The sequence below is a fragment of the candidate division KSB1 bacterium genome, from assembly GCA_034506255.1.
In the GTDB taxonomy this organism is placed as follows: domain Bacteria; phylum Zhuqueibacterota; class Zhuqueibacteria; order Zhuqueibacterales; family Zhuqueibacteraceae; genus Coneutiohabitans; species Coneutiohabitans thermophilus.
Genome location: JAPDPX010000005.1, coordinates 161,889 through 187,247 on the forward strand (window position 1 = coordinate 161,889; position 25,359 = coordinate 187,247).

The 25,359-nt window shown below is 62.5% G+C and carries 14 protein-coding genes; 3 read left to right on the forward strand and 11 right to left on the reverse strand.

Annotated features, from left to right (window positions below; all coding sequences use genetic code 11):
- Positions 1-232: 232 nt before the first annotated feature.
- The 10 genes from ONB52_11555 to ONB52_11600 all read right to left on the reverse strand — a co-directional run bounded on the left by ONB52_11555 (position 233) and on the right by ONB52_11600 (position 19,337).
- Positions 233-1,801, reverse strand: coding sequence for a cyclic nucleotide-binding domain-containing protein (locus ONB52_11555; GenBank protein MDZ7416774.1), 1,569 nt, complete (start codon positions 1,799-1,801; stop codon positions 233-235).
- A 355-nt stretch (positions 1,802-2,156) separates the two neighbouring features.
- Positions 2,157-3,152, reverse strand: coding sequence for a multiheme c-type cytochrome (locus ONB52_11560; GenBank protein MDZ7416775.1), 996 nt, complete (start codon positions 3,150-3,152; stop codon positions 2,157-2,159).
- A gap of 19 nt (positions 3,153-3,171) precedes the next feature.
- Positions 3,172-6,852 carry a hypothetical protein gene (locus ONB52_11565; GenBank protein MDZ7416776.1) on the reverse strand — a complete coding sequence of 1,227 codons (3,681 nt, stop codon included), beginning with the start codon at positions 6,850-6,852 and terminating at the stop codon, positions 3,172-3,174.
- A gap of 9 nt (positions 6,853-6,861) precedes the next feature.
- Entirely contained in the window at positions 6,862-8,628 is a 1,767-nt protein-coding gene (locus ONB52_11570; GenBank protein ID MDZ7416777.1) for a hypothetical protein, read from the reverse strand.
- An 8-nt stretch (positions 8,629-8,636) separates the two neighbouring features.
- Positions 8,637-10,331 (reverse strand): heme-binding protein, encoded by a 1,695-nt coding sequence (locus ONB52_11575; protein ID MDZ7416778.1) that lies wholly within the window; start codon positions 10,329-10,331, stop codon positions 8,637-8,639.
- A 57-nt stretch (positions 10,332-10,388) separates the two neighbouring features.
- Positions 10,389-11,252: an FHA domain-containing protein gene (locus ONB52_11580; GenBank protein ID MDZ7416779.1), complete on the reverse strand. Its 864-nt coding sequence runs from the start codon at positions 11,250-11,252 to the stop codon at positions 10,389-10,391.
- A 263-nt stretch (positions 11,253-11,515) separates the two neighbouring features.
- Positions 11,516-13,081, reverse strand: a complete 1,566-nt coding sequence (locus ONB52_11585) for a cytochrome c family protein (protein ID MDZ7416780.1) — start codon at positions 13,079-13,081, stop codon at positions 11,516-11,518.
- Between the two features lie 35 nt (positions 13,082-13,116).
- Positions 13,117-13,959, reverse strand: a complete 843-nt coding sequence (locus ONB52_11590) for a hypothetical protein (GenBank protein ID MDZ7416781.1) — start codon at positions 13,957-13,959, stop codon at positions 13,117-13,119.
- Positions 13,960-14,412: 453 nt separating this feature from the next.
- On the reverse strand, positions 14,413-14,625 hold the full coding sequence (locus ONB52_11595; GenBank protein ID MDZ7416782.1) for a hypothetical protein: 213 nt from the start codon (positions 14,623-14,625) through the stop codon (positions 14,413-14,415).
- A gap of 263 nt (positions 14,626-14,888) precedes the next feature.
- Complete coding sequence (locus ONB52_11600; GenBank protein MDZ7416783.1) at positions 14,889-19,337, reverse strand: DUF1565 domain-containing protein; 4,449 nt, start codon at positions 19,335-19,337, stop codon at positions 14,889-14,891.
- A gap of 424 nt (positions 19,338-19,761) precedes the next feature.
- On the opposite strand from ONB52_11600, the gene ONB52_11605 reads away from it, so the two are divergent.
- The 3 genes from ONB52_11605 (at position 19,762) to ONB52_11615 (ending at position 24,292) form a co-directional block, all read left to right on the forward strand.
- Positions 19,762-21,003 (forward strand): sterol desaturase family protein, encoded by a 1,242-nt coding sequence (locus ONB52_11605; protein MDZ7416784.1) that lies wholly within the window; start codon positions 19,762-19,764, stop codon positions 21,001-21,003.
- 52 nt (positions 21,004-21,055) lie between these two features.
- Positions 21,056-22,012, forward strand: coding sequence for a YafY family transcriptional regulator (locus ONB52_11610; protein MDZ7416785.1), 957 nt, complete (start codon positions 21,056-21,058; stop codon positions 22,010-22,012).
- 537 nt (positions 22,013-22,549) lie between these two features.
- Positions 22,550-24,292, forward strand: coding sequence for a M28 family peptidase (locus ONB52_11615; GenBank protein ID MDZ7416786.1), 1,743 nt, complete (start codon positions 22,550-22,552; stop codon positions 24,290-24,292).
- A gap of 3 nt (positions 24,293-24,295) precedes the next feature.
- Here ONB52_11615 and ONB52_11620 read toward each other — a convergent pair whose 3' ends face one another.
- The gene (locus tag ONB52_11620) at positions 24,296-25,348 is read right to left on the reverse strand and encodes a DUF3810 domain-containing protein (GenBank protein MDZ7416787.1); all 1,053 of its coding nucleotides are present in this window, start codon (positions 25,346-25,348) and stop codon (positions 24,296-24,298) included.
- Between the last annotated feature and the right edge of the window lie 11 nt (positions 25,349-25,359).

Genomic DNA, 25,359 nt, shown 5'->3' on the forward strand with positions numbered 1-25,359 from the left:
AACCGCAATCATTTTGCCCAGCAAATACCATCCCACGGCGCGACCGTGCGGCGAATTCGTGAATCCTCGTCGAGCCGCGCAGACTTTGCCAGCGCCCGCTGGCAATTTGGTTACGTTCCCGTCCGGCGGGATTTCCAAAATGTAAATCCCTCACCGCCAGGCGGCGTTACTGGCGGCGCGGCTGTCTCCTGGTGAAAAGGTGGCGGCGACATTTCGCGAGCACGACGGTGTGCTATCGTTTCCGGGCACGCAACTGCTGGAACTCCGCCACACTGCCGACGCGATGGGCGCAACCGTGCGGGCAGTTGATCACACAGGCCGGGCCATGTTTGCTTTGATAGCACAGGTCGCACTTGCTGGCGAGCAGACGCGGCTGGCCGCGCAGCATCTCCGGCAGCATGTTGGCAGGCCACACCTCCCCGGTTTCGTGCATGATGATCGCATCATAGGGACAGTTGTTGGCGCAGGCCCGGCAGCCGATGCAGAGATCGTCCGTGATCGTCACCACCTCCCCCACCCGCGCACGGTGAATGGCGCCGGTGGGGCAGCCGATCAGGCACACCGGGTCATGGCAGTGATAGCAGGATTTGGCAATCAGGAAGTTTTCGTACTTGTCGCCTTCCCGCACGAAGCGCGGGCGGCCACCATGGGTTTCCGCGCAGCCGCGCACGCAGTCGTCGCAGCGCGTGCAAGCCACGAGATCGATCACCAGCATGCTGCTGCCCTGCACCAAACCCTTGTCGAGCGCGGTGTGAATGAATTCCGACTGGCCAACATGGCGGCGATTGTAGCCGGTTTCCTTGATGCGGGCCACGGCACTCTCCCACAGCCGCCGCCGCACCGCGGGATATTTGCGCAACAACGCCTGCAAATCGTCGCGGCTGATTTGGATCAGCTCGGTGAACTCGACCGAAGTGGCCGTGCACAGCCATTGCCCGAAGTCAGGCACCAGCAATTCGACCTCACCGAGTGTCATGCCCTTGGCGAGATAGGAGACCGCGACTTCGCCTTCGCCCATCGGCTGCGACAATTTCAGAAAGCCGGAGCGCACCAGGTAAAGTGCCCCGGCCTTCTCGCCGGCGCGCGCCACCACCTCTCCCGGCTCACAGGAGACCAGCTCCACCCGGCTGGCCAGCGCGTTGAGGAAACTCTCCTCACAGGCTTGCAGCAATGGTGTGGTTTGGAGCTGGGCCAGCAATGAACGCTCGCGATAAATTTTGTCCAGGCGTTCCTTCAGGCTGCGCGATTTGCGTTTCATGCGGCGCAGCGCCGGCACCCGAATTTGCGCCAGCACACATTCGGTGGCGGTGCGCGCCGTGACGGATTGCGGCCAGCCGTTGACCGCACCGATTTCACCGAACAGCTCACCCGGCCCCAGCGTCATCCCGCTGCCGGCCGGCAGGTTGAAATCCGCCGAAGAGAGAAACACGATGCCTTTGCCGCTCTTTGCTCCGCCATTGGCCGCCGGTTGCCGGTTATGGCCGTTGCGGACTTTTTGCAAATAAATCTCGACCGTCCCCTGCACGATGAAAAACGCCAGGTCGAGATAGGCACCCTCTTCAAACAAGATGGCGTTCGGCTGCCAGCGCGCAATCGCCACATCGGGGCTGATCTCCTCGAGAAAGGCCTCGTCATACTCGCTAAAAAGTTCGAACTGGCGCAGCCGCCCGGGCGAAAGCCGCTCGGAGAGGCCCAAAAGGCCCGCCGCCGCACCCAGCGCCGACCAGCGGTCGCGGTATTGCTCCATGCGCCTGACGCCGGTGGTGGCGGGCTGATTTTTTTTGGCATGCAGGAATGGCATGACGGTTTCTGTTTGCAGTTTCAACGTGATTCTTGTTTCTGTCGCACAGCAGCTTGCTCGTTTGCCCTGTCGCTCCGGTGCCTACCCCGGAATTTTGCATTCTCTTTTTGCCACCCTTCGCCCGGGAATAAATTCCCGGACTCAAAGCTGAAGCCTGAAGGTGGCTGCCCGGCAATCGGGTGACGAGCCCGCCTTGGCCGACTCGAGCTTTGCGCCTGCGATTTCAATCGCAGGTGATGAGGGCAGCACGACCCATGCAAAATTCAGAATACAAGCTGGGCGCTGCCGCAGGATGTCACTGTTCACGAGCTCCCGCCTGGAGGGCAGGCGGGCCGGACTTTCCCCTAGCGCCGCTTCATTGCCCGGTGCGTTGATAGAGCATCTCCAGACGTTTTTTCACGAGCAGGAGAATCTCGCCGATCGAGGCAGTGTCGCTCACGGCCGGAAAGGGCGGCAAAGTGAGCGGCAGCCGCACGCGCGTGGTCTCGGCCGGTGCCACGGGCAGTGCCGCCATGGGCGCGGCCGCGGGCATGGCTCTGCCTGCCGCCGCAGTCATCCGGGCGGGTGACATGGCAGTCGCCGGAGGATTCTCTGCTTGGACCATTCCAGTTTTGGCGGCCGGCGGCGGAGGAGCGGGCGGGGCCGTGGCCGGCGCGGCGGTGACCGCTGCAACCGCCAGCACCGGCCCTTTCCCCGCCATGGCGCGTTCAAAGGGCGCCTTGTTGAGCTCGGTTTGATCGGGCTGGCGTTTCCAGTGTCTGGCCACTTTCTTCAGGCCGGAGATATAGTTGAAGCGCGCACCGTCGGGATGGCCGGCGGCCAGCAGCTTTTGATCCGTGATGTAATGACAGCGCACACACGTGGCCGCGCGTTGCTCGAGGTTGGCCAGCTCCACCAGGCCCCGCCGCAAGGCCTTGACGTAACCCGGCCGGTTGCGTCCGAGTTTGGGATCGCCCTCCGAGTGCGGATCCTTGTAGCCGCTGCCCGGGCCATGACAACTCTCGCAGCTCACGCCCTCTTCCACCTCCCGGCTCTCCCTGCCCGAGATCACCGTGCCGTGACACGACATGCAGCTCTGATTGCCCTTCAGCATCTCCGCGGGATTGACGCCGGCCAGCCGTGCGATCTTTTCATATGCCGCCGGATCATCGAAGAAGGCATCCACCGTCACTTTGTGCGCATCATTCTTCCACCATTCATTCTCCTGCGCATGGCAATTGCTCTGCCCCAGACCGCAACTGCCGGGGCCAAGCGTCTTGTATTGCGCCCCGCCCGGCGGGCAGGCCAGCAGCAGGAACAACAGCGTGAGAAGCTGCCCGATTTTTCCGGGGGCCGGGCGTTGCGGGAGCATGCCGTGTGCTGCGCCGGCCTCACTCGCCGCGCCGGGCCTGGCGGTTGGAGTTTTTCCAGTCATCATCGGAGACCTTCCAAATCTTGCCGTCCCGCAAATACAGCCGGCGCTGTTCCTCCAGCGTCAAGGGCCGCGAGCCGAGACGGCCAAACACACTCACTTGATTGCCGCTCTCATCGACTGCACGATCGCGGTCCATCCCTTTTGACAGGGCGATGGCTTCGCCGGGCGTGCGCCTGGTGGCAATGAGCCGCGGATTCGGCCGCGGGCTGAATCCCAGAAAGGTCGGATCCTGGGGCGAAGTCAATTGCAGCACATGCACGCCGTTGCGACCGTCGGCGAGGTAGGCAAACAGGCTGGCATTGGTGGCCGCCACCCGCACGCTGTAGGTGTCGTTGATCCTGCCCCCGCCGTTGTAGATTTGATCGAGACGCAGCGCTTCGGGATTTTCCGCATCGATGATGACCAGGCCCTGCCTGCCCGCGGCGACATAGGCGTAGGTGCGTGCCCAATACACCTCGCGCGCCTCGGCCAGCGCCACCAGATTGTTCGGCACCAGCCGCGGTTGCTCGGGGAAGGTAATATCGACGGCCTGGACGCCTTCCTGGTCGCACACCAGCGCATAGCGGAATTGAATTGCCACTGCGCGCGGTTTCTTCAGGCCCGGCGCCCCCACCCGTGCCACCAGTTTCGGCTGCAGGGGATTGTCAATGTCCACGATCATCAGACCTCCATCGCAGCACAGGTAGACATGGCGGCCCGCGATTGCCAGATTCACCGCGCCGGTGAGCGCGCCCCCGGGATTGAAGGTGACCGCGCGCGAGAGAAAGTTGTTGCGCGGATTGTTGTCCACCAGCGTCATGACATCCACCACAATCAGGCCCTCGTCGCGGTCGGCGACGTAGGCATAACTGTAGGAGGGATGAATCGGCCACTGCTCCTGATTCTCCGGCCGGTGCACGCGCCGGGTGTCGATCGGCATGGTGGTGGGCAGCGCCACGGCCGTGGCGAATTTCGTTTTCACCTGGGTGTCCTGGCCGAGGGGGGAAACCGGCGCGGAAATGATGCGCTCGGAAAAGCCCTTGTTGTCGATATTGGCCACGTCATACACGCGCAGGCCGTCCTCGCCGTTGGCGGTGTAGAGGTATTCGCCGCGCAACTGCAGGCTGCGAATGTTGGTGCCGCCGTGCTCATAAACGGTTTCCAATTCCCTGCCGTTTTGCAGATGCCGCTGGTAGTTGTCGGGATAGGCGAGTTTATGCAAATAACTGCCGATCACCGCCTGCGGCTCATCATCTTCGGTGACCTTCACCGCCGCGATGCCGTGCGGCCCGAGGCCGGCATAGAGATATTTCCCCATGAAAGTGACGGTGTTGGTGCCCTGCAGCAGCACCTGCGCCAGCCAGGCATTGTTGTCATTTTGCTCGGAGAGATGGCAGTCGGTGCAGGTGCGGGTCTCGCTGGTGCGCACGGTATGCGGGAAATGGGGATTGAACGCCTGGCTGCTGTAGCCGGGCGCGGAGATCGGCACCTGCTGGTTGTAAATTTGTTCGCGATTGGCGTTGCGTGAGCTGAGCATCACCGCGCTGGAGGAGCGCGCCGGCGCATATTTGTTGCCCTTGCTGGTGGCATTGCGGCACAGCATGAAGGCGTCGTCGCGCAGCACTTGCGGGTTGTAGGTTGTCCAGTTGCGCGATTCCCCGCCCTCGAAGTGATTCATGCTCTTCTTCCAGTTGGCCTGCTGCGGCAGATGGCAGCCAAAGCAATTGGTCACCCAGGAGCTGTGGCAGGTGTAGCATTCCATCTTTTGCGGGCCGTGTGCCAGTTGCGCCTCACTCATCGGCCGCGCCCAGGTCCCTCCGCCGCTGGCCACCAGCTTGGCGGCAGCCGCTTTGGCATTGTAGTGCCTGCTGGCGGGGTCGACGATGTCCGCCACTTGGGGGATCTCCCACTGCAGCGAATCATGCACCATCGAGCGCTGGAAAATGCGGTCACCGCGCTTGAGGAAGCGGCGTTCGCCGAAGGGCGTCAGGCGCTCGAGCAGGTTCGTGCCGCCGGGTGGCGCCGCCAGGCCCGAAGTGCGCAGCGTGGCGCGTTGGGTGACCGTGCCGTGGCAGTCCACGCATTGGATCTCGATGGCGTTGTGAAACTCGCCGTAGAGCTTGCCGTTGCCGTGATTGTCCTGGGTGGTGTGGCAATCGACGCAGTGCATGCCCCTTTCCGCGTGAATGTCCTTGAGGTGCACGGCTTTCTGCGCACGGCGGCATTCCTCATCGCAATAGGCCTTGCTGCCGTCGGCGAGCGGCACGACGCCGTGAAACTTGTGGGGCGAATCGGGTGGAATCGGGGCGCCGTTCTGGTCCAGCAGATTGCCCTTGCGGTCGCGCTTGAACACCGCACGAAAGATCCAGCCGTGGCCGTGATAGTCGGCAAACTGCGTGGTCTTGAGCTTGGGATTGAGCGTGGTCACCGTGCGCAGAAAATCCGGATCGCCCCAGTTGCCGCGCAACACCGCCTCCTCGGGATTGGCCGACAACAGTTGAAACGCCTGCTCATCGGAGAGTTGGCGCTGCTCTTTGGGATACATGAACTGGCCATCGCTCTCGTAATCCCACATTTGAAAACCAAGATAGGTGTTCATGAAACCGTTGGGCTGGTGCATGTGACAAACCATGCACTGGCTGGTGGGAATGGCGCGCGTGAACTGGTGACGGATGGGATGGCCGGACTCCCGTTTGGAGATGGTGGTATCCGCGGTTTGTGAGAAGCCGCGATTGCCGAACCGGGCATAGGGCCCGGCATGCACCGGCGAGCGGTCATTGGCATACACCACGTGGCAGGCGGAACAGCCGCTGGAGCGATAATCGCCGGGATGGTCATTGGTGCCCAGGAACGAAAGATGCGGATCGTTCAAACGGGTTTTATGGATGTTGAGCAACGGCGAGCTGATCAACAACTGCGTGCCCAGGCCGCGATCACTGAGTTTGTTGTCCGGCTTGCCCGGCTCCTCCAGGGGGTTGGGCAGGCCAATGTCCGAGGGATTGATGCGCGACACGCGGCCGCCGCGCTCGAAGCTGCGGAAGTTGTCGCCGGGCTGGGAAATTTCCCAGCGGGGCAGGGGCAGCAGGAAGGGCAGCACGCCTTTTTGCAACTCCTCCGGCGTGGGCGGCGGCACGGTGTTGAGGCGCTGCGGCTCGCCCGTGCGACTGTAACTTTCGCCGAGAATATAGTTCTTGGTGGAGAGAATGCCGTTGTTGTAGGCGGCGCCGCCCCACAACAGCGCCGAGTGTGTCATCATGCTCTTTTTGACGAACAACACCTCCCGGGCATGACAGCCGCCACAGGCCTCCTGCGCCACGCGCAAATCGCCCGGGTTGACAAAACGGATGAATTCCGGCTGCTCCTCGTTGAGCAGGGTGTAGGAACGCTCCGGGTTGGCGGAGCCGGGCCAGCGCCCGGGATGGCGGGGTTGCACGTGTGCCTTTGTGATCGTCGTCGCGGTGGCATCCCCGCCGTGGCAATCCGTGCAGCCAATCTTGATGGCGGTGTTGCGGTGCATGGGCTCGATGCCGCGATGGCAGGTCAGGCAGCCCCTGCTCTTGCGATCCGCCTGGCGCTGCGTCTGTTTCATCAGATCGGTTTGGGCAAATGCCGTGGCCGCCAGCAACAGGCCGGCCAGAAAGTATGGCCTTGTTCTCATGTTGTTGCTTCAATAGGTAAAGACCAGCGAGGCAAACACCGAATACAACATTTGCGGCGATTGATAAATGTCGATGAAACCGCCCAGGGGGCTGAGCGCGGTTGCCGCGAGCGTGATGATGGCGTTGTTGTTCAGGAACGGCCGATAAATGAAACCCAGGCCAAAATCCAGAGCAATGTCATTGCGGATCGCCGCTTGATTCAGAAATTGTTGCAGGGGAGCGGTGGTGGCGAAACGCAGATAGTTGGCATTCAGCACACTGCGCAGTTTCGGCGTCCATTCCGCCTCCCAGGCAAGATTGAACAACAACAGTCCGGGATTGACGAAGTTGGGCTGGCCCTGGGTCTTGCTGCTGCGCAGATTGGGCAGCAGACTTTGGCGGTTCACCAAATTCACGCCCAGCAGCCGGATGGCCTGCTGATTCCAGAAACTAAACTGGCCGCCGGCAAAGAAGGGTTGATCGACGATGGCATCAAAGCCGCGGGCCACCGCGTCGAAGGGCTGCGCATCGCCGGAGGCATAAAACGCCGAGGCTTTGTAGCGTTTCCAGTCCTGATCAATGGAAAGCTCGAGGGCCGCCATTTGGGCATTGAGCCGCACGCGCCGGCCGGCAAGCTGGTTGCGACTGTCATTGCCCAGCACCTGATAAAAGGCATGATTGATGTTCCAGCGGCCGAGATGGCCGTCGCCCGTCCAGCCCAAGTAAAAGGCGCGCACCGTGTGCGGCGCTGCCGTCCCCAGCAGGGCCGGCCGGGTGGGAAAGCCGTTGGTGTCCACGTAGATGCTGGCGCGGTCCACATTGTAGTGCAGACTCCATTGTGCCGTGTAACCGGGCGTGAAAAAATCCTGGCGGTAGAGATTGATCAGATAAACCTGCTGATTGCGGTCGGCGAAGACGGTGTTGAGTTCACTGTTGGTGTCCTTTTCCAACTGATAAAAAAAGGCGAGATTGTACTGATAGCGGTTCGAATGTAGATTGCCGAACAGGCGGCCGCCGAGATTGAAGTCGCTGAAAATGAAACCGCGGAAATCGCTGAACATGCGTTGAATGCCGGCCTTGCAGGAAATGAAATCATAGCGGTCACTGAGATTGAACAAATGCTTTTCCAGTGACAACTCCTGAAAAGCGAGCTGGCGGTCGCTGCGGTCGGTGCGGTTGCGCGGGCTGATGCGGGCGACATTGCTCTCGCGCAGATCGAGATAGTTGAAATTGAACACCGGCGTCACGCGCAGCTCCCAATCGCGCGGCCGGAAGGCGGTGTCACCGTGGTAGAGATCGAAGCGCAACCGCAGGGTCTCGCTGGCAAGCAGGCGGTCGCCGTCGCCGAAGAAATTCTGACTCTGCGGCGTGGCGGTGCTCACGCCGCTGGGCGTCGGCAGCCGCGCGGCCTCCAGGAAATTGTCGGCGCTGGCGGTGAAAATCAAAAAGGTGTTCTGCCCGAACAGCGGCCGGTCACCCTTGAGTTTGTTTTGATTGTAGGGGTCATACCAGCGGCCCCTGACATTGAGTTCATAAGGCGGTGGCTTGATGCGCTGCCAACGGTCGCGCACCACTTCGAAGTCCGGCGGCAGGGCTGGCGCTTTGGCGGGCATGGCGGCACGGCGCGCGGCTTCCGCAGTGCGCGGCGCTGCGGCCGCCACATTGCGCGGCTGGACCCGTGACGAGTCCTGCCGGGCACGCGGCTGCGCCCAGGTCTCGTGCCGGGCGGCATCACACCAGACCAGGCCTGCCACGGCCAGCCACGTCAGGAACAAACTGTGCTTGCTCTCGCTCATGTCGCGTTTCAGGGCAATTCCGGCTGGCGGGGAAATTTGAGATATGGCAGCTTGACATTGCGATAGGAATATTGATCGGTGCGGATCGCGGGTGGCGGCTCGAAGCCCTGCGCGCCACCCGCGGCGATGTAGTCATCCTGTTCGACCCCGTCGCCGCTGACGCCGATGCCGCCCGCGAGCTGGCCATTTTTGTAAAGCGGGATGCCACCGGGAAAAATCTGAATGCCATTGATGAAGGGCGGCCGGTTTTGCATGGTTTGCTGCAGGGTGAAGTCGAATTGCGCATCGACGTTCTGGTAGAACGGGCCGCTTTCCACCGGCGTGGTCTGCGGTTGTGCACCGAGATCGATGCCGGGCGGATAATAGCGCTGGCTGAGAAAGCCGAAGGCGCGCGTGCTCACCGCCAGCGGCGCGCCGGCCGACAGACCCAGCAGCGTGCGCATTTGCTGGCCCAGGGCATCGTTGGGATCGCTGAACGCCACGGCCGAGCGCGCCTTTTGCGCCGCCACGTCGAGGCTGAAGGTGGGCGCATCAGCCATGCGCCAGATGCCGAGCAGCGTGCCATCAATATCCGACACGGCAATCACCACGCGCGCCGCGCTGCCCGGTGGCCGGCGAATCGCCGCGCGGGTGCGGTTGGCACGCGCCACCGCCTGGTTGATGATTTGGCGCACCTCGTCGGCAGACAGCACACGGCCGGCCTTGATGCGAAAGTCACGCGTCGCATCCAGCCTCACCTCGCCCTCCATCGGCAGGCGGGGCGGCGGCGTCGCGCGAATCGGGAAAGCGGGATCGACCGTGCCGAGCGTCGCCAGGCTGTCGAACGTCAGGCGAAGGTTGAAGGCCGGGGGCTCGGTGTTGGCGTAGAGCAATTGAATGCCATCGAGCATGATGGTATCTCCGCGCCGGTCGCGGGGAACTTCATAGCCGCGCACCGCCGCCAGCGCGATGATCTCGTCCCGGCTGACACCCTGGCAATAGTTGAACATGCTGTTGAGCAGGGCACTGGCCACCGCGGGATTGACACTGGCAGCCACGAAGGTGTCGGAGCCACCGCTGATGCCCAGACCGCCGGCGAGCGCACCGTTTTTGTAAACCGGCACACCGCCCGAAATGCTGGTCAAACCCGGGATGTTGCGCGGATTGGGTTGCGGCGGCCCGAGGGGCGGCAAGGGCCCGCCATTGGGCTGCACATCTCCCGTGGGAAGTTGTGAGAACGGCACGCCAAACAACGGCCCGGCCGCGGTGTTGCTGGCGGTCGGCGGAAAATGGCCACGCGTGATGAAGCAGGCCGTCAGCGTGGTGAAACCGTGCTGGTTGCTGCTCAAGTAGGCGGCAGTGCGCGCCTTGGCGATTTCCCCGAGCAGCGCCTGTGCCGCCGGCACCGCCTGGCCCGCGCCATTCATGTGAAACACGCCCAGCACGTTGCCTTCGCGATCCACCACCGCGACATTGATCTTCTCATTCATTTGCCGCGCCACGTCAACCGCCTGCGCCATCAACCGCTGCACATCCTGTTCGGTCAACGCAGGTGGCTGCGCCGGCAGCATCGCCTGCATCGGCATGCTGCGCGGTCCGCAGCCTTTCAGCGCCAGCACGAAGCTGTAGAGCGCAAACAGGAAAAAAAAGACAAACAGGAACCGGGCCTTCCAGCTGGCACCCCTCTCACGGCGCAGCGTCTTCTGTCGAATCCGGGATGACATGCTGCGAATTACTCCTTCGATGGTTGGAATCAGAAATGTTTCTCCGGCGGCATGGTCTTACCAGCGCCTGCCCGCGCCCGACAGGCGCGCGTCAGCCGCGGGCACGGCGGTCAGGCGGGCGGCCACCGTGCCGAAGCGCAGGGTGGCGGGCAACACCACCTCCGTTTCGCGCGCGATGGCTTCCCGTCCCACAAAGGTGTGATTCCGGCTGTTCAGGTCACGCACGCTGACGGTGTCGGATTTCACCACCAGCACGGCGTGACGGCGGGAGATGGAAGGATCATCGATGCACACACTGCAATCGGGCGCACGGCCCACCAGATGTTCGCCGGCGGACAGCGGGAAGTTCTGCACCTGGCCGCCGGCTTTCTGCACCTCCAGCACCAGCGTCGGGCGGCTGTGCACGAGCGGTGCTTCGATTCTTGTTTTCTCCGGCGCGGCCGCCGCGAACGGCAGTTTGCCGGACATCACGGGCACCGCCTCGATCATGGTGCGGCCGATGCTCGACCGCCGCCGCCGTTTGGGAGTTTTGCCATTGCCGTAGGCCGGGGTTGACGGTGCGGCTGCCGCAGACTTCTGCGCCAGCACCTTGAACCCGTTGCCCGGCGCCGGCGCGGCGGCCTCGATCATTTGAAACACGAAATCAAATTTTCCGGCAAAGGTAATGACGTGCAAGCGCCCCAGCTTCTCCCGGCTGGTCACCCGCCGGCCATCGAGCTGGGTGCCGTTGCGGCTGCCCAGGTCTTCCAGCATGTAACAATGCTGCGTCTCCTCCCAAAAAATGCGCGCATGCCGGTCGGAAATCACCGGTGGCTCCAGCACGATGTGATTGTCACCGCTTTTGCCAATCACCGCCTGCTTGCCGATCGTGAAACTGGCGCCGGCGAGCATGCCGGTGGTGCAGAACAGTCTGGCTTTCATGGCTGATCTTCCACTGCCGTATGGCACCCACCCCTCACTCCCGCAGGGCAACCCTCGAATGCCAACGCGCGTGCAGCGCCCTGGCCGGTGCCGCGACGCGCTCACAGTTTCCGGGAGGCATGCCTTGTTATCCTGCAGAGCACTTCCGCCAACGGGGTCATCCTGCAGTGATCATTTGCAGACTTTGTGCCGGTGTTTCACCCGATTCGTCTGCTTGGCGGTGCAGGAGCTGATTGCAGTGAATCCGGCTGACAGGCCCTGTCTCAATCCACATACAACAGCATGCTGGCGCGATTGCTTTTGTTCGGATGATAATCGTGGCACGTGATGCAGCGATTCGAGGTCTCCACCGCATTGTGGCAGCCGCGGCAATTGTCGATGCCGGGCACATTTTGAATCGCGGCGTGATCGGCCGGCGGCGCGGCGGCTGCTGCCGGCTCCAACATCGGGATGGCGGTGTGGCATTCCAGGCAGCGCCGCTGCAGAATGTGGGCACGATGATCGAATTCGGCACGCCACAAGATCCGCTGGTCCTTTTGCACGCGCTGAATGGCGGCATTGGCCACCACGTGACAGCGCTGGCATCTGCGGGTGAGATTGTCGACCAGGCCGAGAATGGCCTCTGCCTGCGCCGGCGACACCCGGGGATCGGCTTTCGCAGCAGCCTGGAACAGCCTGGCGTCCTGCACGGCGAAATCCTGGCGGCGTATTTTGTTTTGTGCGACCCGCAGCAGCGAATCCACGCGCGCCAGTTCCCTCTGCATCTCCGGCTCGGGGCGGGCGCGCAGGGCCTCGGCCTGGCGGCGCAGTGTCTGCAATGCCTCTTCATAAACCGGCTGCAACGCCGGTGCGGAAGCGGTTGCCGGGCTGCCGGCCCTGAGCAAATCGGTCAAACCGTTTTCGGGATAGAGCATGCGCCGCAGCGTGCGCAGATTCTCCAGAATCCATGGGTCGGCATGGCGCAGCGGTGATTTCACCACCCGGTTGCCGGGTTTGATTTGAAACTCGGCCGGACTGATATTTTGCAGTGCCGCCCGGGCCGGCCCGCCACGCCGGCGCAGGTCTTCGAGCAACTCGACACCCGGTGCGGTGTCGCCCGGCATGCGAATGGGCAGCGCCGCACTCTCACTGTTGGGCTTGAGATGACAGGCACTGCAATGGGTGTCGAACGCGATCGGCTCGAAGTGCCGGCCGTCCGGCCGGGGATTGTGGCAGTACAAACAGGCGCGCTCACGATCGGTCAACTGTTCCCGTTTCGCCACTTCCGCCACGTGCCGGAGGTGGGTGAAGCGCAGCGTCGAATCATCCGGTGTCTGCTGCGTAATGAAATCGAATTGCGGGTGATGGCGATTGAGCGAGCCGAAGGCGTGGCAGGGCAGGCAACGGGCATCGGACACTTCCGTGAGCCGGGCGGCGCGGCCGTCATGTTCCTGGTGGCAGAGTGCGCATTCCTGGTCCCGTGTCTCCGCGGTGAGGCGGCGCGCATCCGCGGAACGATAGAGAACGTGTGCCGCGAAGGAGTAGACCCCGAGGGTGTCGCCGGTTTTCTCATGGCAGACCGAGCATTTGGCATTGCGGGCGGATTGAAACGGCTCGTGGCAGGCGCGGCAGTCGGTCTCGAATTTGGCATGGCCGGAGGAGACCGGGCCGCTGGCGATGAACTGGTTTTGCAGCAGCAACGCGTCGACTGCGTAGCAGACCAGCACGCCCAAGCCGCCCAGGCCGCCGAGCCCCACCAGCAGGCGGCGCGCCTGCGGCAGGATATAGCGCTGCGCCAGTGAAAGTTTGACCGTGCCGAAAAATCCCTTGTTGCCTTCTGCCTTTGCCACGGTAATCCGCTTTGTCCTTCGCCAGCGAGCCGCGTTCAATAATACCAAACGGCGAATACATGCAGCGCCACCAGCACCAGCAACACCAGCGAGGCCGGGACGTGCAGATAAAGCCACCCGCGCAGCGCCCGCTGCAGGGTGACATGCGCATCAATTTCGAGTTTGGCGCGGTAGCAGGATTCCAGCTCGCGCAGTTTCTGCTGTTCCTCCGCCGGCAACAGGCGGCGGACATACTCGAACTTTTTCACGCGTGCCTGGATGCCGCCGGTGATGTCCAGCCAGTAAATCCAGCGCGGCTGCGGCGCGGCCAGCGTCAGCGCGATTTGTTCGCGATAAAAATCTTTCACCGGCTCGCTGCAGGTTTGCACCAGGGCCGCGGCCCGGGCGCTGATTTCCGCGATCAGTTCGGGGATGCGCTCATACACCACCTCCAGCGCCAGACCCGAGCTGAGCAGGCGCGGCAGCCATTTTTGCAGCAGCACGCCGGCGGCGCCGCTCACCGTCACCCAAAGGCTCAAACCCCACAGCCACCACGCCAGCCGGCCATGCGGCAATTGCAAGCCGGTGTGCATGAACAGCAACACCAGAAACAGCGTTCCGCCATAGAGATGAAATTGCAGCCAGGTCTGCGCCCGGCCCCAGCTTTGCCGCAGCGCCGCGCGGGCAAACCGCCGCCGCATGCTGTACCAAGCTGCGCCCAGCATCAACAGTGCGGCGGCGGTGCCATACGCCATTCCCCAAAGACTCTGCGGTTGAATGTCGCCCGCCACTGCATTCACACCGTAAACCAGCACACAACCGGCAAGCGCCAGCAGAAACAGCCGCGCTTCCTTCGAGCACGCACGCCAGCTCCGCGCCAGCCAGCGACGGGCGGACAATTTCCTGCGGTTCGGTGTGAAAGATGATTCCTCCGGCATCGTTCAGCGGATTGTATTGTGTGACGACAAAAACCTTGTCACGCAGGCTTCCCGCCTGCTTCGTTTGTAGAGAAGAGGGCGGTGTTGGGAGCAGATCCCCAAAACCCTCTCACGAAAATGCAGTCCCACGGCAGAAAGCTTTTTTGTGGGAGGGTATTTTCGTGGGAGCAGAAAGGCGGTGGTTTCTCTGCAATTGGCACGAAAATGTCTGCGCAATGTTGTCATCGTGTTGCATGCGAAAACGCGCATGGCAATTATTTCCCCTCGTGCTTTTGTAGTAGACCCCTCAGGATCAGTGCCTGAAGGCACGACTACAAAAGTTCATTCTGATCGCTGCCGCATGCGGACTCGCTTCCAATACCGCACTCGCCGCGTCCGGACAGCGAAAAATTCCCTCCCGGCGCCGCGTCGGTCTCATTCACGGCTGTAACTGGCCGTTTCGTAATTGAGTTTGTTGCCGGCGGTATGCGAGTCTAACTCATTGAATAACTCGAACGCCTGCTCCTGCAGCGAGCTGATTTTCGCAAAACAGGTGCCAGCAGGAGAGGAAGCCGGCGGCAGGGGTGGCATGTGAAGCGGCAGGCGCATGGCCTGGTATTTGACATGATTGCCCGGCGTGTTGCCCAACGTGGATTTCGCTGGTGGAAAACCGTGAATCGTATATCGCCGGGCATGAGGGAAAAGCAAACAGCCCCGCGGGCAGCGGGGCTGTTGTGCAGCAATCGGTTGTGATGATCCTCGGGTGTTTGCCTGAAATCGCAGACGATTGCAAAATCGTTACCAGCACGGCTGGACGGGTGCGTCAAAAGTCCCGGGGTTCCCACCCTGCGCGCAGGTTGTGGAAACCCCGGCGCAGCCGAAGACGGGGACCGTTTCAAACTGGCTCTGGTCTATCTCACGATGACCAGCTTCTGCGTTGCACGAAAACTGCCTGCCCTCATGTGCAGCAGATAAACACCGGCAGACAACAGCCGGCCGCTGTCATCGCGGCCATCCCAGAAAACTTGATGCCGGCCGGCCGGCTGCTCCGCCTGCAGCAAATGGCGCACGCGCCGGCCCATCACATCATAAATTACCAGTTCCACCACACTGCGGTGCGCGGTGTGAAACATGATGCGACGCGACGAAGCGGCAGCGCGCATGGGATTGGGAAAGACGCGGGCAAGCTGAAACTGCACCGGTGGCGGGTCCTGCGTCTCCGCCACCGTGGTAAGCACCAGGTCGATTTGCCATTCTACCGCAATGCTGTTCACGCCATCACTCACCTCCAGGCGCACCGTGTGCCGGCCCGCGCTGTAGAAAAAAGCCACCCAGGCAAAATTTTGAGCGAAGGAGATGGGGAAATTGTCCGCAAACCAGCTGTAACTCAACGGATCGTTGTCGGGATCGAGGGCGCTGGCGGAGAAGTGCAGCGTGTCCCGGCGGCTGGCGGTCAGTGGCGTTGCGGGCGACGGCGAGACATTCACCCACACCGGCGGATTGTTGCCCGCCAGCGGCACCGTGCGCCGGGGCTCGAGCACAAAACCCTCCAGCGGAAAAACCTCCCGCTCGGTGGGCGCCGTGCTGCCGAGATAATTGTGACTGGCAATGATTTTGGGCGTGTTGCCGGTGCGCTGCAACTGGCTGCCGTTGCCGCTGCCCGTGTTGTCAAAAATATCATTGCCAAAACCGGCCTCACCGCCAATCACCGGCAGAGAGGTGCCGGTGCAGAAAATCGCGCCGCCCTGGAACGCACCCTGTGAGTGGTTGCGCGTAATGCGGCAGCCGCCGAGCCGGACGGCGGCATTTTGCAAATACAACGCCGCGCCCGCTCCCGGCGAGAGATTGTCGCTGAAGGTGCACCCCAGAATTTCGCCGTCGCAGTTTTGCAGGTAAAGCGCCGCGCCGGTGCCGCGATTGTGCGTGAAACGGCACTGGCTGAGATAAAGCGACGTGACCGCTTCACCGGCCAGGCCCGCACCAAAGGCCGGCGTGGTGTGGTCGCGAAAATGCACGCCAATCACACGAATGGCACGGCAGTTTTGCAGCCGCAAACCGGCGCCGTTCTGCAGCCCTTCTGTGGCGCCCGCCGCCAGCGTGAGCTGCCGAATTTCGACACTGTCCGCCTCCACCACTTCCAGCAGACGGCTGGCCGCTCCGCCGTGGATGATCACGCTGTCGGCATGGCTGCCGGCCAGCACCACACGGCCGGGCAGGCGCACCGGCAGGATCTCGCCGGTTGTCTGGCGCGAATAGGTGCCGTTGGCCAGGCTGAGGGTGAAGCGATCACCGGGCAGCGCCACGAACAGCCGCAGCGCGCGGCCGAGCGTGCGCAGCGGATTTTTCGCCGAGGGCGCAGTGTTGTCATCATTGCCGCGGGGCGAAAGATACAGTGTGCGCTCGGCGTTTGGCAGAAGGATGCTGGTGCGGCGAAACTCGGAGACATTGAAGCTGGCGAGGCTGCTCACCTGCGCTTCGTCCGGCCGGGCGCCGAAGAAATTGAACCGCGCCTCATTGGGTGTGCTGCGGCTTGGGCCGGCCAGCGCCCTGCCGTTGCCGGCCGCCTGGTTGCCATAAAGATCGTTGCCGTTTTCCGGCGTGCCGCCGATCACCGCGTTGGCCTCGGCTGCGATGAAGAGAGCACCGCCGCTCAGCGTCGCGCGGTTGTCGATGATGGTATTGCGGAAAAACTGCGCCCTCCCGCTCGCCAGCATCACCGCACCCCCCCGTTCGGCTTGATTGCCGGTCATCGTGTTGGCGTAAACGGAGGCAAGTTTCACCTTGCTGAAATGAACGGCGCCGCCCTCGAGGATTGCCTGGTTGCCGGTCAGCTCGCAATTGCGCAGGGCAATGCTGTCGCCCTCCACGTGCAGCCCGCCACCGCGCAATTGGGCCTGATTGCCGGCAAACTGCGTGAATTGAATCGTCGCCGGGTTGCAGCCGCGCAGCGCCAAACCGCCACCCTGCATTGCTTCATTGCCCTGAAAGTGGCAGCTATCGATCAACACGGTGGCCACCGAATCGAGCCACACGCCGCCGCCGCGCTGCCCGCTTTTGCCGTGGCGCAGCGTCATGTGCCGCAAGACCACCTGCCTCAATTGGCGGCCTTCAAAGAGGCGGTGAATGCCATCGCCGGTGATCACCGTTTGTTCGCGCCCGGCGCCGGTGAGGGTGAGATGGCTTTCCAGCGCTATGGGGAACGTTTCGCTGTTGCTCGCGGGCGCATATTCGCCGGGCAGGAGCTGCAGCGTCATGGGCGCCTCTGCCGTGCCGAAGAAGAGTTTCATCGCCTCGGTGAGGGTGCGCAGCGCCGCCGCCGGTGTGGCGCCATTCGCCTCGTCGTTGCCGGCGGGCGAGACGTAGAGCGTGCGCGTGCCGCGCGGCACGCGAATCGCGAGCGTGCGGTATTCCTGCAGTGAGAATTCGTTTGCGGGAACGGCGGTCGTGGCTCCCGGCACTTCGCCCCAGAAGTTGTATCGGGCATCGACCGTCAAGCCCGGCGAGGTGCGCCACAATTGCGTACCCTGGCCGGCAGTGGTGTTGTCATAGATGTCATTGCCGCGGCTGCGGCTGCCGCCGATCACCGGCTGCGACGCGCCCTCGAGCGCGAGCGCGCCGCCGCCGGCGGTGGCGTGATTCTGCCGGATGCGATTGCCGCTCACCTGCGGCCGCGCTTGCGCAAAATAAAGCGCGCCGCCGCGATCCGCGCGGTTGCCGGTGAAGTCGTTCTGCTCGAATACCGCCGTGCTGCCGGAATCCGCCGCCACCGCGCCACCCCGTGCCGCGCTGTTGTTGAGAAAAACATTCTGTACGACTTCGGTATCCTCTCCCAACAGCGCCAGCGCGCCGCCGTTGCCCGTGCTGTGATTTCCCCGAAACAGACAGTTGGCCACGCGGTTGCCGGAACCGCCGATGATGGTGACACCCGCGCCGCGACTGCCCTGATTGTTCTCCACCAGCAGCGAATCCAGCAACAAACGCTCACACCCGCGCGCCACCAGTGCGCCGCGGCCGGCCTGGCGCAGCGTCACCGCCGTGAGGCGCGCGCCCGCGATATTCACCGCCGAAAACAATTCCGACTGCGGCCAGTTCCCGCCCTCGATGATGGTGGACTCCCGGCCGGCACCCAGCAGGCTGGTGCGGGATTTCAAACGGATCGGGAAATTTTCGCCGGTGCCGGCGGTGCTGTAAATCCCCGGACGCAGGTACAGGCGCATGGTGTCAAGTTCAGTGGCGAAGAACTGGCTCAGCGCGTAGTTGATGGTGCGCCACGGCTGGCCGGCGCTGCCGTTGTTCTCGTCCGAACCGGTGGGCGCGACAAAGAACGTTCTCGTGCCGAACGCCACGTTGATCGCAACGTTGCGGGCATTGCCCAGATTAATCTGGGAGGTGGGGGCCGCCACTTTCTTGTCCGGCAGCACACCCCAGAAATTGAAACGGGCGTCGGCCGTGCTTTGCTTGTCGAGCAAAAAAAGTTGCGAGCCCTGCACCCCGCCGGTGTTTTCGTGAATGTCATTGCCCAGCTCGAAGGCGCCGCCGATCACCGCACCCATGGCATTGCTGAGCACGATGCCGCCGCCACCCTGCTGCTGGCCCGGCTCGGCGACATTCCAGCGAATGCGGCATTTTTGGATGGTGGGTGCGGTGGCGGCAATGTACAGGGCGCCGCCCAGGTTGCCGGCCCGATTGTGCTGCAGCGTCGAGGAGGTGATGAGGGTGGCAGTGGAGCTGTCATGATACATCGCGCCGCCGTTCAACGCGCGATTGTTCTCCAGCAGGCAGTTCTGCACCGTCAAGCCCGAGCCTTTGGAAATGAACAAACCGCCGCCGGCATTGGCCGCGTGGTTGTCGCGAATCAGACAATCGCGCAGGGTGAAGCCGGTAAAATCCTTGAGCCACACCCCGCCGCCCTGCCCGGCGGCAGCCGTGCCCGTGGCCCGGCCATTTTGCAAACACAGCCCCGCCAATGCCGCCTGCTGAATTTGTCGGCCGCTGAACACGTGCAGCGCCTGCCCGGCATCGAGAAAGGTGGCGCTCCGGCCCGCGCCCAGGATGGTCACCCAGCTTTTCAGCACCAGCGGGAAAACTTCGCCGGTGGTCACCGCGCTGAAGGTGCCGCCGGACAGTTTGATGACTTTGGGATTGGCGGCGTTGCCCGCTGTTTTCTGCAGCGCCACCGTCAGGCTGCGATAAGGTTTGGCGGCGGAACCGTCGCCTTGCGCATCGCTGCCGGCGACGGATACATAAACCGTGTCGACGGCGGCGAAGGCACGCGGCACACCGACCGGCACCAGTATACCGGCAAGCAACAAAGCAAGGGCAGGCAGGAACGAATGACGAAAGGAGAGGGTGTGGGCCATGGATGAAATTCCTGAAGATTGTCAAAATCCTTTTTGAAACACCCACCGCGAGAAAGACACGGCCTGAGAGCAACCGGAAACAAAGCGCTCGTGGTGAGAGGGGCTGTGGTCTAATATACCGACTAGGGGGGAGAGTGAGGACGATAACATGTCGGCGGAGCCGGCCTGTCAACTGGAAATGACAAGCGCTGCCGCCTTTTGCCCGGGCGCCCGGTGGGGCCATGCCGGAGACCTGCGAGGCGTGCCCGGCAGCCGGCTCGCGCACGCCAAATGATCAGATTGAAGCACCGGCAGGCCTCTCGTTCGGGCAGTCAAAATCCGCCACCGGTCAAACTCGGCCTTGACTTTCCTGCCCTCGCTGTGTACGTTTGCGCCGGCGTACCTGCTCAAATCTCCAACCTGCAAGACCGATCACGGAGGCGACATGGACATCAACTACATTGCCCTGGCGATTCCGTTTTTTCTGCTGCTCATCGGCGTGGAAGTCTGGTTTGTCCGCCATGAACGCAAAGAATACTACCGCTTCAATGATGCCATCAATGACCTGAGCTGCGGAGTGTTGCAACAGGTGGTGGGGGTGTTCAGCAAAGTCATCATCGTGGGCGGCTATGTCTGGCTCTATGAAAACTTCCGCCTGCTGGAGATTTCCCCCCGCTCGGCGGTGGCCTGGGTGGTGTTGCTGTTCGGCGTGGATTTCTGCTATTACTGGTTTCATCGCGTCAGTCATCGCATGAATGCGCCCTGGGCCGCGCACATCGTGCATCACCAAAGCGAGGAATTCAACCTGGCGGTGGCGCTGCGGCAGGGCACGTTTCAAAGCTGGTTTTCGTGGCTCTTCTACCTGCCGCTCGCGCTCATCGGCTTTCCCCCACTGATGTTTCTCACCATGTCGGCTGTCGACACGCTCTATCAATTTTGGATTCACACCCGCGCCCTCGGCAAACTCGGCCCGCTGGAATGGGTGCTCAACACGCCCTCGCATCACCGCGTGCATCACGGCCGCAATCCCAAATATCTCGACAAAAACTACGCCGGCATCTTCATTATTTGGGATCGTCTGTTCGGCACCTTCGAGCCGGAAACCGAGCCGGTGGTGTATGGCGTCACCGAGCCGCTCAACAGTTGGAATCCGGTTTGGGCCAATCTGCACTATTGGGCGAAACTCAAGAACCTCGCCGGCCAGTTTCCGCGCTGGATTGACCGCATCAAACTCTTCTTCATGCCACCGGAGTGGCGGCCCGCCGGTCTGCCGCCGCTGCCGCCCCATCCCGAAGTCACGCCTGAAACCTATGTCAAGTATGATACCAAATTGCCGTTGGGCCTGAATCTCTATGTCTTGCTGCATTTCAGTCCGGTGGTGGCCGCCACGTTTTTCATGCTGCAAAAAGAAAACACCTGGCCGCTGCATTGGCATCTCCTCGCCGGCAGCATGATTGTGGTGACGCTCTTGACGCTCGGCGGCATTTTGGACAAGCGCGGCTGGGCCTTTCGGCTGGAGCTGGTGCGGCTGGTGTTGCTGGCCCTCCTCACCATGCTGGCTTTTGCAGGCGGTGACTGGTTCAGCCTCCCCCTGGTGCTGGCGGTGCCACTTTTTGCAGGCTTTGCGTTTTGGCTGGCAAGCTACCGCGCGGTGTTCCTGACGCCTGCACTCTCGCCGGCTGCCTGACCTTCTTTTAATTGCAATCCGTCACCGGCACATACCGTTAATCGTGCAGGTCATGAATCGCACCGATCGCCTGATTGCCACCATCTTGCTGCTGCAAAGCAGGCGCGTGGTTCGCGTGCGCGACATTGCCGCCCATTTCGCCATCAGCACGCGCACGGTCTACCGTGATTTGGCCGCGCTGCAGGAGGCCGGTGTGCCGCTGGCCGCGGAAGCCGGCGAAGGCTACAGCCTGGTGGCGGGCTATCACCTGCCGCCGGTGATGTTCACCCATGCCGAAGCCAGCGCCCTGTTCGTCGGCGGTGAATTCGTGCAGCACCTGACCGACGAATCGTTGAAAAAACACATGGCCTCTGCGCTGCTCAAGATCCGCGCCGTGCTTCCCGAAGAGAAACAGGACTATCTTGAACGCCTGCAGCAGGCAACCGCAGTGTTCGCGCGGCCGCTGCACCCGCTGCACGGCTTCCGCGACGATGTGCTGGCGCTCATGCAGGAGGCCGTGGTCAAGCGCCAGGTGTTGAAGATCGAATATGTCGCGACCTCCAATAATGAGATCACCTGCCGCAGCCTCGAGCCGCTCTGCTTGATTTATTACAGCGACCACTGGCACCTCATCGCCTATTGCCGGCTGCGCCAGGATTATCGCGATTTCCGCGCTGATCGCATCAAGAACATTCATCCCACCGGCGAGGTGTTCGCCCCGCATCGCGATTTTTCACCCGCGGTCTATTTCGAAAGGAAAAAGCAGAGCGCAAACCTGCAGGAAGTGCGGGTGAAGTTCCCGCCCAACGTGGCACCGCGCGTGCGTTATCATCACTACCACTGCGTTGCCGAAGAACCTGCCCGCGACGGCGGCCTGATTGTCACGTTTCTGGTTCCCTACCTGCCTTCCCTGGCAGACTGGCTCATGACATTCGGCGACGACCTGGAGATTTTGCATCCACCCGAGCTGCGCCGCCTGCTGCTGGAACGCGCGCAAAAGGCCGTGGCGCATTACAGCAAACCATGTTGAGCGGAACGGCCGCGCACATCCGGCAGCCCGTGCTTCCCTGCCTGCCCGCCGGCAGATACCGTGGCAACTGCCGTGTGCCTGGCAGCCACGCAACCTGCTGCTTCCATGTCATGCAGCAAGACTGCCGGACAAATTTGCGCACCACGGCTGTTTCCCGAATTTTGCAAGCGGGCCCGCCGTTCCCCGGAAGAGATGGTGTGTTCCCAAAACGCCGTCAGGAGTGAACTGTTTATAGACATGGGAAGCTTGCGTGTCTTTAAAGTCCGTCAGGAGGGCAAAGCAGGTCACTCCTGACGGCGTTTCGGGAAATGCGATATGCCGTTTCACTACAAACCGTTCACTCCCACCGGAGTGGACAGCACATTTGCCCGCAAAATTTTTTATGCACCATCCCTTGGGTGGTTGGGCGTCGCAATCAAATCGGCGTTCCCCGCTGATGGGATCAACCGGGGTGCAAAATTCAGGTACAGTGCACTAGCATTATCCCAAGCACTCAAAAAGGGCCCGAGCTCGCGCACTATCTGGAGTGCCGCCTGCATGAAGACTCCTGAGATCAAACTCGCTCTCATTGCCATTTTTCTCTGCTTTTCACTGCAAACGCCAGTCACGGCGCAGAAGCCGCCCGCCGGTTTGGTCAAAAATCTCACCGTCCTCGGCAGGCATTTCAACGGCGCACGTGCACTGGCAACCGTCGCCCTGCTGCAAAACTATTGGCGTCACGCCGGCAACCGTGATTTCAATCGTTGCATGGATTCGCTCGCCGCGGCCTTGCGCGCCGGCGGATATGCGGAGTCGGATGCCCGCTACAAACTGATCGTGCGCGACACATTGCTGGCACAGGAGCGCTCCTGGCAGCCCGACTTTGCCGAGCTGCGGCTGCTCACCCCGCGGGACACCGTGCTACACTCGCTGGCGCAGGCCAAAATGATGCTCTGCCCCAATTCACACGCCACTCCACCGGCGGGTGTGCAAGCGGAACTGGTTGCCATCGACAGTCTGGCAATTGTGCGCGGCAGCCTGCGCGGCAAAGTGGCCTATACGCGCCGGCCCCTGCATGAAGTTTTTCACAAAGCCGTGCGGCAGGGGGCGGCCGCCGGCATCATCTCCTCCCACCTGCCGGACTACAACCGGCCCGCCGAGCATCCCGCTTCCATCGGCATGGAGGCGATTCCTTATGTCGACTCGCTGGCGGTTTTCGCATTCAAAATTTCCCACACCAGCCGGCGCCTGCTCGATTCGCTGCTGCGCCGCGGCCCGGTGCAGGTGCAGGCAAAAGTCCGGGCGCAGTTTGCACCGAAAGTCGTGCGCGAGGTCACCGCCGAAATCATTGGCAGCCGCAATCCCGGCGAAAGGGTGGCATTACTCGCGCATCTCGACGAGCCGGGGGCGAATGACAACGCCTCCGGTTGTGCCACGTTGTTGGAGATGGCGCTGGCGTTGCGGCAGGCGCTGACCGCCGGCGAGCTGGCTGCGCCGGCGCGTACCCTCACACTGCGCTGGGTCGAAGAAATCGCCACGGTGCAGCGCTGGCAGCAGCATGATCCGCAAACCTTTCAGCGCGTATTTGCGGCCCTGGTGCTGGACATGGTGGGGCAGGACATCGCCAAAACCGGCGGCAATTTTCTGGTGGAACGGGCGCCTGATCCTGCCGCGCTTTGGACACGGCCGCCGGATCACCACACGGAGTGGGGCAGCCGTGAAATTGCGGAAGCAGAGCTGCGGGGAACTTACTTGAATGACTTGTTCATCGCCGCCTGCGAAACGCGCAGCCGGCTGCGGCGCAACCAGTGGCGCGTGCACAGCCATCCCTTCGAGGGCGGCAGCGATCATGTGCCGTTTGTGCAGCACGGCGTGCCCGCAGTGCTGGCCTGGCATTTCACCGACGTTTTTTACCACACCAGCGGCGATGACCTCGACAAAGTTTCGCCGCAGGAGATGGCCAACGTCGGCGTGAGCGCCGCTGCGACGGCGCTTTTCCTCGCGCAGGGTGCGCCTGCAGACGCCGGCGCCCTGGTGCCACTGCTGCTGCGGCGTGCGAGACAGCGCCTGGAAAACGAGGCGGCCAACAGCCGCGCGGCACTGCGCCACAGCCTGGAGGCCGATGTCATTGAGGAGGAAAAAATGCTGCGGGTCTGGCAAAGGTGGTATGCCGAAGCGCTGGCGAGCGTGGGCAAAATACCGGTGGCGCCCGACAGCACGGCTCTGGCCGCGGCAATTGCACAGGCGCAACGCCGGCTCGAACGGCTGACGGAGGAGAAGATCAACAGCCTGCGGCGGTGAAATCTATTTTTCCTGCCTCGGTTGTTCCCGCCATCGCATCATCAACTCCACCACTTCCCCGTAATTCTGCCTGCCGCCACGAACGCGGTTCGCGCGCAAATAGGCATCATAAGTGCGCTGCGTGACATGGGAGACCACGCCATGATAGGGCTGCCAGCGCTGCTGCACGGCAAGCAGATCGGCGCGCACCTCCGGCCGCACGCGCTGCCGCAGGGAGTCGGCATCCTTAAACAGCGCCGCGCGCGCCAGAAAATGCTGCAGCAGCGCAAGGTGCCCGGAATATTGCACCGCAGAGTCGGTGCTCGCCAGAGAGGCGAGCACGCCGAGGAAACTGGCTTCGGATTCGCGTGCATAGCCCAGTTGGTGCGCCTTCTCATGCGCCAGCACGAACGGCAACTCCACCGGCAGCAGGCCGGCGTTGAGATGAATTTCGTGCAAAAAGGGGCTGAAAAAGCCGGAGGTCAGGGTGTAGTCGAGCACCGCGGACATGAGCAGGTGTTTCGGCCGGCGGCTGCCCGGCGCGAGCGGCAGTGACAACTCGGGCAAAAGCCGGCGCAGGCTGCACTCGATCAAACTGTCGAGCCCCGTCAAGTTCCAGGCCGGCACCGGCCGCCAGGCGTTGTTGGTGGCGACGATGCTCTCTTCCAGATGGCGCCGATACGCGAGGCTGTCGGGAGCAGTCCCGCCGGCCAATCCCAATTGCTCGTCGATTGGCGCGCGAAAATAATTGCAGCCCCAGGCGAGATAGAACCATGACACGAACAGCGCCGCGCCCAACAGCATGTTGCGCAAGCCGCGTTGCCACTGGCGCCGACGCCAGAGCCGCCCTGCCAACGCAAGCATCGTCAACACGCCGAGGTAAAAACAAATCTCGGAGAGGGAAAAAGGCACAGCGGAGGTGAGGGGCGAAAGCAGGCCGGTGAGTGCGAAATAAAAGCGCCGGCTGTAGAAAGTTTCAATCCAGGCGGGTTGATGTGCCAGCACAGGCAGGGACAGGAGGAGACCTGCGGTCACGGCCGTCGCCAGGGCGAGCACGCGATTGCGGAAGAGATTCATGGCAGGGGCGC

Coding starts and splice junctions, on each gene's coding strand:
- ONB52_11555 (MDZ7416774.1), bottom strand. CDS start 1,801: ATGCCATTCCTGCATGCCAAAAAAAATCAGCCCGCCACCACCGGCGTC.
- ONB52_11560 (MDZ7416775.1), bottom strand. CDS start 3,152: ATGCTCCCGCAACGCCCGGCCCCCGGAAAAATCGGGCAGCTTCTCACG.
- ONB52_11565 (MDZ7416776.1), bottom strand. CDS start 6,852: ATGAGAACAAGGCCATACTTTCTGGCCGGCCTGTTGCTGGCGGCCACG.
- ONB52_11570 (MDZ7416777.1), bottom strand. CDS start 8,628: ATGAGCGAGAGCAAGCACAGTTTGTTCCTGACGTGGCTGGCCGTGGCA.
- ONB52_11575 (MDZ7416778.1), bottom strand. CDS start 10,331: ATGTCATCCCGGATTCGACAGAAGACGCTGCGCCGTGAGAGGGGTGCC.
- ONB52_11580 (MDZ7416779.1), bottom strand. CDS start 11,252: ATGAAAGCCAGACTGTTCTGCACCACCGGCATGCTCGCCGGCGCCAGT.
- ONB52_11600 (MDZ7416783.1), bottom strand. CDS start 19,337: ATGGCCCACACCCTCTCCTTTCGTCATTCGTTCCTGCCTGCCCTTGCT.
- ONB52_11605 (MDZ7416784.1), top strand. CDS start 19,762: ATGGACATCAACTACATTGCCCTGGCGATTCCGTTTTTTCTGCTGCTC.
- ONB52_11610 (MDZ7416785.1), top strand. CDS start 21,056: ATGAATCGCACCGATCGCCTGATTGCCACCATCTTGCTGCTGCAAAGC.
- ONB52_11615 (MDZ7416786.1), top strand. CDS start 22,550: ATGAAGACTCCTGAGATCAAACTCGCTCTCATTGCCATTTTTCTCTGC.
- ONB52_11620 (MDZ7416787.1), bottom strand. CDS start 25,348: ATGAATCTCTTCCGCAATCGCGTGCTCGCCCTGGCGACGGCCGTGACC.